The 9496-nt window shown below is 28.4% G+C and carries 7 protein-coding genes and 1 riboswitch; of the genes, 5 read left to right on the forward strand and 2 right to left on the reverse strand.

Going from position 1 to position 9496, the window contains the following annotated elements:
• The first annotated feature begins 72 nt into the window (after nucleotides 1–72).
• Nucleotides 73–1938 carry an HIRAN domain-containing protein gene (locus IC173_RS21065; RefSeq protein WP_227432362.1) on the forward strand — a complete coding sequence of 622 codons (1866 nt, stop codon included), beginning with the start codon at nucleotides 73–75 and terminating at the stop codon, nucleotides 1936–1938.
• A gap of 69 nt (nucleotides 1939–2007) precedes the next feature.
• The gene (locus IC173_RS18605) at nucleotides 2008–2175 is read left to right on the forward strand and encodes a hypothetical protein (RefSeq protein ID WP_227432363.1); all 168 of its coding nucleotides are present in this window, start codon (nucleotides 2008–2010) and stop codon (nucleotides 2173–2175) included.
• A gap of 367 nt (nucleotides 2176–2542) precedes the next feature.
• Here the strand turns inward: IC173_RS18605 and IC173_RS18610 are convergent, their stop codons facing one another.
• Nucleotides 2543–3907: an amidohydrolase gene (locus IC173_RS18610; RefSeq protein ID WP_227432364.1), complete on the reverse strand. Its 1365-nt coding sequence runs from the start codon at nucleotides 3905–3907 to the stop codon at nucleotides 2543–2545.
• 155 nt (nucleotides 3908–4062) lie between these two features.
• A complete protein-coding gene (locus IC173_RS18615; protein WP_227432365.1) occupies nucleotides 4063–5406 on the reverse strand; it encodes an NCS2 family permease in 1344 nt (447 codons plus the stop codon).
• Nucleotides 5407–5477: 71 nt separating this feature from the next.
• Nucleotides 5478–5579: riboswitch (purine riboswitch) on the reverse strand.
• Nucleotides 5580–5912: 333 nt separating this feature from the next.
• Between IC173_RS18615 and IC173_RS18620 the strand changes: the two genes are divergently transcribed.
• The 3 genes from IC173_RS18620 (at nucleotide 5913) to IC173_RS18630 (ending at nucleotide 9369) form a co-directional block, all read left to right on the forward strand.
• A complete protein-coding gene (locus IC173_RS18620; RefSeq protein ID WP_227856063.1) occupies nucleotides 5913–6566 on the forward strand; it encodes a pentapeptide repeat-containing protein in 654 nt (217 codons plus the stop codon).
• Nucleotides 6567–6706: 140 nt separating this feature from the next.
• Nucleotides 6707–7978 (forward strand): branched-chain amino acid transport system II carrier protein, encoded by a 1272-nt coding sequence (brnQ, locus tag IC173_RS18625; RefSeq protein ID WP_227432748.1) that lies wholly within the window; start codon nucleotides 6707–6709, stop codon nucleotides 7976–7978.
• Between the two features lie 203 nt (nucleotides 7979–8181).
• The gene (locus tag IC173_RS18630) at nucleotides 8182–9369 is read left to right on the forward strand and encodes a DUF3798 domain-containing protein (protein WP_227856064.1); all 1188 of its coding nucleotides are present in this window, start codon (nucleotides 8182–8184) and stop codon (nucleotides 9367–9369) included.
• The last annotated feature ends 127 nt before the right edge of the window (nucleotides 9370–9496 follow it).

The raw sequence follows: 9496 nt of genomic DNA on the forward strand, positions 1-9496 counted from the left end.
TAAAAATGTAAATTCATTAAAATAAGTAGTATAATCAATATAAATTATAATAATGTAAAGGAGGATAATTTAGTGGGTAGTATTTTTAAGCAACTACAAAAGATTAAGGATTATGATGGATATAAAGAATCATTTGAAATGAATTATTTATGTATATACGAAAAGATACCTTTAAGAGAACAAGTAGAACTTGCAAATAATTTGGTAGAGAATATTTTAAATATTTATAGAAGTGAATCTAATAAAATTGACCTGTTAGAAGAGTATAGTCATAAGTCTCTAATTTGTTATTTTGAAATTTTTATGAAAAAGATAAACACTCTAATAAAAGAGCGAATAATTGATGAAAAGTGGTTATATCAGCTAACAGAGGATTTAATATATACAAGTGAAAAAGATGAGTATGTAAAACTTGGGCTTGTTTTAAGTGAAAATTATTTAGATGTAGATAATATAAGAGAAATAGTGGATACATTTTCTAAATCTGGAGAATACATATTTTACTTAAGTAATACTATTAGAAAACTTGAGTTTTACAATACATATTTGTTTAATCTATCTAGAATATCTACAGGCTCAATAAAAGTATTTGCCATTGTCAATATGGAAAATCTAGATTCTGAAATAACCTCTTATTTAATTGAAGAAGGATATAAAGATAAAAAATATGAAGGATTACTAATGAACTATATTATTTCTACAGTAGATTTAAGCGAATATCTTGAAAGACGAGATTTAGATAAAGATAAGGTAAACAACTTAGCATATCTTATATGCAATTATTTGTTAAGTGTAGAATTTAAATATATAGGGAATAAAGTGGAATTAGTGAATCAATTTCTTCCAATTGTAGCAAGCTATGGGACTAACTTTGATAGTCTGTATTCTATTTTTTTAATAGCAGTAGGTGTTTTAGAGGATGACAAAGTAAGTTGTGATAAAGTTGAATTTAAGAAAGAAATGAATAATGTTTTACTCAGTGAAAAGTGGAAAAGTATATTCTTTAAAGCATTAAATGAAGCTGATGGAAAGACAGAAGATATGATAAAAATGTCAGAAATCTATGATGTACGTTTATCTTTTGATGATTTATTACCATATTTAAATAAAGATATTCGAGATTTTGAGGTATATTGGCATATATCTAAAAAGGGAAGTGCAAGCTGTAAGTTGAAGTTATTAGATTTTTTTGAAAAAACATTTAAAACAGAAGAGTTAATTGGAAAAATGGAAGATATAGAAAAAAATAAATTAACACAAGAATATTATGATGATATGTTATTTTTCATTGTCCTTAAAGGTAGTAAATCACTGTACCCTAAAGGAAAAAATTTATCTTTAAAAGGACTTTTTGGAAACATAAATGAAGTACGTAAGGAATCTATAAATATTTTGAAGAGGTATAGAGAGAGACTTTCTCTTAAAGAAATGCAAATAGTTAAAGAAGCTTATGAAAAAGAAAAAAATATCAAATTAAAAGATGAGTTAAGACGATTGTTATATGAAAGTAATAATTTAAAAAAAGAATTTGTAAATACTAAAAAGCTGAAGGTAAATGAGCATGGTAAAGACATTTATTTGATTTCAGTAGCTGTTGCTGGCTCAAGGTTTAGAAATAGAGAATATTTAGAAAAGGAATTGGAGAAGAGTAAGATATACTATCTAAAAAGAGAGAAAGATAATTTATATGATGAAAATGCTATTAAAATAGTTGGAGAAACTGGGTATGTAATAGGTTATGTTCCAAGAAAAGATAATTATATTTTGAGTAATTTATTAGATGGAGGAAAACTTTTGTATTGTAGAGTAACTGAATACAATTTAGATGAAGATTATATTTACATAAACGTATATTTAAGTTATAAAGACGTGATTGAAACTGTTGAAAATTCACTTAAAATGGTATTAGATAGAAGTAAGGTAAAAGTTATAAACTAAATAATATTATGAATTATATGAAATTTAAACTGTAATCAATCTTCACTTGATGATGGGTTATATAAAATTTTGAAAGTACAATGGATAGAATCTATGTCACAATGTACAATCTTAGATGAGGGCGAATTTAGTGGTTATGTAGGCTTTGACGAGTGTAATGGAAATAGATTTTGGACAAAAGAGGAAATAGAATCCTTGACATTTATACCAGAAATATATAAAAGCAGTTATGGATAATTTGAATTAATGGACTTATGTGATAAACAAGAATACATATGAGCTTTTATTTATAAATCAAAACATATTGAGTATAGCTCCAAACACAGAGATAAATCAATTGTGTTATAAGGTATTTTAGAATAGAGATAAACCATGTGAAGTTTGTCCAATGAATGAACAAAAAAGTGCGTGCCTAATGTGTTGTAATGATATAACTAAGTATAAAAAAATGAATCTAAATCTGAACCTAACTGTTAGTGATGTATTTATAATATAATAGCTATTTTTATTTTAATAAAATATAGCATAAAGAAACCAATTGTTTTGTAAGTAGACTATACAAGTTTACTTGAACCTGTATCTCTACAAAACAATTGGTTTTATTCTATTTTATAATTTTAAATTTAGAAGGAATTTTAACTTCTGATTTTTCTTTTATTTTAGAAGCTTGTTTTTTAACTTTTTCCAATAACTCAGATTCGTTTACAACTAATACCTTTCTTTCTTTCATAAGCCACTTTCCATCACAAATTGTAGAATCTACATTTTCGCTAGTCATAGAATACACTATGTTTCCAATTGGATTATGCATTGGTAAGCAATGAATTGTATCTGGATTAAGAATAATCATATCTGCTTTTTTGCCAACTTCAAGACTGCCAATTTCTTTTTCAAGTAAAGCACATTTTGCTCCATTTATAGTAGCCATTTCTAATATTTGTTCAGCTGGAATAACTGTTGGATTTAAAGTTCTTCCTTTATGTATTAATGAAGTTAAATACATATCTCTCATTAAATCCATTCTATTATTTGAAGGAGCCCCATCAGTACCAATTGAGACTGGAATTCCTTTTTCTAGCATTTCAGGAATTGATGCAAAACCTAGTACTACTTTCATAGCTGCACCAGGGTTATGAGAAACTTTTACATCATGTAATCTGAATAAATCAATTTCTTTATGCGTAAGCCAAACTGTATGAGCAGCTAAAAGGTTTGGCCCCAAAACACCTAACTTATCAAGATATTCAACTGTTCCAACTCCAGTATTTTGTTTTACAAATGAAATTTCATCAGCTATTTCAGCTACATGCATATGTATACCTGTGTTGTATTTGTCAGCTAATTGTTTAGTTCTAACAAGTAAATCCTCAGTTGTATTAAAAATAGTTCTTAAAGCAAACCATATTTTAATTCTTTCATTAGATGTATTATTAAACTTATGGTATAAATCTAATTGAGTGTTGATTTCTTCATCAGTAGTTTTTTGCCATGCTTCAGGAAGACCATCTCCTGTATCCATAACTGATTTAGCTAGACATGCTCTAATTCCAGTTTTATCAACAGCTTCAACCATAGCATCGACATATTGACCACCAGACTCTAAAAATGTAGTGACACCAGATTTTATTAGTTCTACACAACATGCAGTAGATGAGATTAAAGAATCTTCGTAATTAAAGCTACTTTCATATGGCCAGATTCTTTCTCTAAGCCATGTTAAAAGAACAACATCATCAGAAAGACCACGACCTAATTGTTGAGATAAGTGAACGTGTGTATTGACTAATCCTGGCATTAATATTTTTCCATTAGCATCGTATATTTCAGCATCTTTATCTACAATATTATTATCAAATTTCCCAACTTTTTTTATAATATTGTCTTCAATAAGTATACTTCCATTCTCATATACTTCTCTATCTGTATTCATAGTGATTAGATATGCATTTTTTATAAGTAATTGTGACATAAATATCATCCCTTTTCTATGTATTTTTCTATCTATATATTATGATAATAAATTTTATATATAAAGTTAATAGCAAAATCAATTTAGATATAAAATTGATTTTGCTATTTTTAAATTAAAAATAAATAAGCTTTTAATATATCAAAATTAAAATACTAACTTAGTACTAAGTTTACAACTGCAAGTATACCTATAACCCAAAGTGTTATACTAATCTTATCAGTTTCTTTAGCTACAACATGCATTATTATATATGAAATAAATCCAAAACACAAACCAATACTTATACTATAAGTTAGAGGCATCAATAAAACTGTAACAAAAGCAGGGACTGCTATTTTACTATCAGCAAAATCGATTTGTTTTATACTTTCAAACATAAATACACCAACCATGACAAGTGCAGGTGCTGCAGCATAAGTAGGAACTATACCAAGTAATGGTGTAAATATAAGTGTAGCTAAGAATAATGCCGCTGTTACTACAGAAGCAAGTCCAGTTCTTGCACCTGCTGCTATACCAGAAGCAGATTCTCCAAATGTTGTAACTGTACTAGTTCCTAAAAACGAACCTATTAAAGTAGAAGAAACATCTGCATATAACATTTTTCCAAGGTCCTTTATTTCTCCATTTTCATCTTCAAGACCCATCTGTTTGCAACAAGTGATAAGAAATGCTAACGAATCAAACATGTCTATAAACATGAAAGAGAATATAGGTCCAATTAATGAGAATTTTAACGCTCCTATAATATCTAATTTAAAAGCAATTGGTGCTATACTTGGTGGTGTTGAGATTATTGCTGTTGGTAATTCTACAAATCCACATATAATAGATATTACTGTTGCGACTACTATACTTATTAATATTCCACCTTTAATTTTTTTGTATTCTAATATTGCCATTAAGATAAGTGCAAAAAGAGCTATTAAAACTGTTGGTGTAAAATCTGCAAGTGAAACTATTGTATCTGGGTTTGCAATTATAACACCCATGTTTTTTAAACCAACAAAAGCAAGGAAAAGACCTATACCTGCTGAAGATGCTACTGCTAATTCTCGAGGAATTGCATCAGCAATTGTCTTTCGTAGACCTGTTACTGCGAGTGTGAAGAATACACATCCAGATAAGAATACAACTCCAAGACCTGTTTGCCATGGAATTCCTGCTCCTATAACCAATGAATATGTGAAGAATGCATTTAGACCCATACCAGGTGCTAGTGCAAATGGTGCATTTCCTAAAATTGCAAATATCAGTGTACCAATGGCTGTAGCTAATATAGTAACTGTTATAAGTGCTGCTTTATCCATGCCAGCTTCAGATAATATTGCTGGATTTACGAAAACTATGTATGCCATTGTTAAGAATGTAGTAACCCCACCTATTACTTCTGTCTTAAGGTTAGAGCCACGTTCGCTGAATTTAAACATCTTGTCTAAAAAGCTTAATGATGAATTATTTCCATCTGGTTGTACATTATTAGTGTTTGGTACCATTTTTACCTCCAAAAAACTTTAAAATATAAACAAAAAAATATATATTCATATAGATAGAATAGAATATATATTAAAGTTAACATTCTATTCATAGAAAACTCATTTAAGGTGAGTTTGTAGAGACTATTAGACCATATTACTAATATTATATGAACATTTTCTATTTGTTTTTCTGTTGTATTATATCGTAATATTGTATTATTTACAATAAATTTAAAGAAATTATTCGTTTTTTTTGTCGATTTTATAAAAAACCGAGGTCATTTTTTATAAAGAATAATTATTTCTAAAGATAAATGTTACAGAAGTATAATAAATGTTATACTTCTGTAACACTTATGCTATTAATGGAAATTCATTATAAATAAGTTTGTGATATAATTATAAATGTACTGAATACAAGAATATTTCGTAAAAACTTTTTAATATATTGAAAGTACATATAATAGCTTAATATAATAATAAAAACGAGTTTAAAAATAATATAATTTATAGTGGAGGAGAAAATGACTAAGATTATTAAAGTACAAAAGCCTAAATTTACAGGGGAATTAGAAAATGTTGAAAATATTGAAGTTATATTAGATGATATATTCAATGATGAAAAAATATTTAATAAAACTATAGAAAATGAGGTTATAAGTGATTTAGATATTACAGGAGCAAGTTTTGAATCTTGTATATTTAGAAATGTATCCTTTGAAAATTGTAATTTAAAAAAGATTGACTTACTTGATCTAGTATTTGAAAACTGTAATTTATCCAATACGTCTTTCTATGGAGGAAGTATATACAGAGTTGAATTTAAAGACAGCAAATTAATAGGAGTTAGATTGGATGATTGTATACTTAAAAACGTATTGTTTAAGGATGTTTTAGGTAGATATTCTAACTTCTCGTTTTCTAAGTTCAAGATAGTTTCTATTTTAGATTCAAATTTTGAAAGTTCTGTGTTTCAGGAAGTAAAAAATGAAAATTTAGTATTCGAGTATACAAATTTAAAAAAATCGAATTTTAATGGAACTAAACTTTCTGGAGTAGATTTTACCACTAATAATATTGAAGGTATTGAAGTAGGAATAAATGATATTAGGGGAGCTTGTTTTGATGTGTCGCAAGCAATTGATTTAACAAAACTGATGGGAATTATCATAAAATGAAAATTATATGCAAATATTAAATTGGGAAAACGTTAACAATATGAGAATTTTTACCAGATTGACATTTTTATGAAAATAAAGTAAGATTATCTTAATATTCAAAATATTTTCAAAGGGGGTAGTTTGGTGTGAGTAAGCAGATGAGAGATATTTTTATAGTTGGTTTTGCTTTGTTCTCTATGTTCTTTGGCGCAGGAAATCTTATGTTCCCTCCATTTTTAGGAATGGAATCCGGTAAAGACTGGTTAATTCCTCTTGTTGGCTTTGTTGTTGCAGATGCTGGTATAGCAATGCTTGTTATCATAGCAACAGCAAGATGTAAAGGAAGCATGGATGATGTACTTAGAAGAGCAGGTAAAGGATTAGCAAGAGTAATGAGTGTAGCTGCTCTAGCATGTTTAGCACTTCTTGTTATACCAAGAACTTGTGCAACAACATATGAAATGGGTATTATACCTATATTTGGAGACCATGGAACAGTAGCTAAAGCAGTATTTTCAGTAATATTCTTTGGTTTGACTTTAGCATTTACGATTAGGTCTTCTAAAGTTATAGACATAATAGGTAAATATTTAACTCCAGCGTTATTATTAGTATTATTTGTTCTAATTGTAAAAGGGATAATATCTCCAGCAGGACCTATGAGTCCAGAACATATGATAGATAAAAATCTATTTGGTGAAGGTATATCACAAGGTTATCAAACAATGGATGCTCTAGGTGCAGCGTCTATGGCTACTATAATGTTAATGTCTATAGTGGCTAAAGGATATACATCAGATAAAGACCAAATAGGTATGACTATTAAAGCTGGTTTTGTAGCCTGTGTATTCCTGGCATTAGTATATGGTGGTCTTACTTATCTAGGAGCAACAGCTTCAACTTTATATGATACTAGCATACCTCAAGCATCTTTATTGGTTGAGATAACTAGTATACTATTATATGGTCAAGTAGGAAAGATAATTTTAGGTGTAATTGTAGCACTTGCCTGTTTAACTACTTCTACAGGTCTAACAGCATCAATTTCAACTTATTTTGAAGGAATAAGTAAAGCAACTTATAAACAACTAGTTATCGGTATATGTGTGGCTAGTATGCTTATATCTAATTTAGGTGTTGATGCTATAATAGCTATATCAGTTCCAATTCTACAAACTATATATCCTGTTTTATTGGCAATAGTTATCATGGAATTAGCTGGTAAGCATATAAAAAATGATAATGCATTTAAGGGTGCAGCATATGTTACATTACTAGTTAGTGTATTATCAGCTGTAAATGGAATGACAGGAGCTGTTCCATTTATACAAAGTTTACCACTTGCAGGTTTGGGCTTTAACTGGGTAATACCAGCTATATTGGGTGGAATAGTTGGTAACTTCATAAAAAGCAAAAAACAAATAGCATAATAATTTATAGTTAATTTAATTTTATAATATATAATTTTTTTAGTACTATGGGTAGATTTAATCAAAATCTAATCTACCTATAGTACTTTTTAGATTGGATTATAATAGTTAGCATATAATTTTTTTATAATATAATTTTTCTTTGAAGTATGATAAAATTAGTAATAGTGATAAGAAAGTACAAATTTAGGAGGTTTTAACTAATGCTTAAAAAAATAACAGCACTTATGCTATCTATATGTTTAATTATTGGGATTACAGGTTGTAGTTTAGTTACAGGCAAAAATGATAAAGAGAAAATCATTGATGATTTCAAAGTTGCAGTAGTAACTCAACCATTATCTGAAAATAAAGTACAATACAGTATAGTAGAAGATTTAGCAAAAGAGTATAAGGAAGCTAATGAAACTGATAAAGAAAAAGATGGTGAAGCTAGAGTTGAGCGAACTATAAAACATGTTGTGTTGCCAGAAAACTTTACTTCTAATATAGATAAGTCTATAAATGAAATAGTAAAATTGACTGATGATAAAGAAATTCAGGCGATTGTAGTATCAACGGACCAAGCAGGTCTTTTACCAGCATTACAAAAGGTAAAAGAAAAGCGTCCAGAAATAATAACTATCTCAGCTCCTATGGGAGAGGACAAAAACCAATTGAGTCAATATGTAGATGTAAATCTAGGGGTTGACACAGAGGAAAGAGGAAAGTTATTAGTTGAACGTTCAAAGGAACTGGGAGCAAAAGCTTTTATTCATTATGCATCTAAGGATGATTTGAAAGATGCCAATATAGCCAAAAGACTGGAAAAAATTAAAGAGACTTGTAGAAGTTTAGGAATGCAATTTGTACAAGTTGATACACCAAATGTAAATACAGAAGAAGATAAGGGCAAAATGAAGCAATTTTTAAATGAAGATATAGACAAACAGGTTAAGAAGTATGGAAAAGATATAAATGTATTTGGTGTAAATGAGTGTATGGATGAAGTTATATTAACTAAAGCTTTAGAGTTAAAATATATAGTTGCAGAGCAAAGTAATCCATCACCAACAGATACATATCCTAGCGTTATGGGATTTAAAATAGCTAAAAAAGATGCTCAAAATTATGACAAGATAAATGATATGATAAGTGAAAAGGCTAAAGCTGCTGGCATGTCAAATAGACTTGGTGGATATCCTATGCCAATGGACGCTTTTATACCATCATTAGCGACTTATCTTGCGACTGAAATGGTACTTCAAGATTTAACACAGGAAGATGTATGTGACCCAGACTATTTAGAGGCGTTTGCAGAATTAAAATTTGGGATTGGTTCAGAGTTTATACCTTTAACAGATACACTTTATAATTATCAATCAGTAATATTAAATCAATTAATATATTAATAGAGACTGTAAATTAATTTGTGCTTTTAAAGATAATTTCTACTTTATAGCAACAATTATTTATTTACTATTAATATTTCCCAATATATGAATTTTATTCTAATAAATTGTAAAAAATATATACTGG

Source organism: Clostridioides sp. ES-S-0048-02, assembly GCF_020658495.1.
GTDB lineage: Bacteria > Bacillota > Clostridia > Peptostreptococcales > Peptostreptococcaceae > Clostridioides.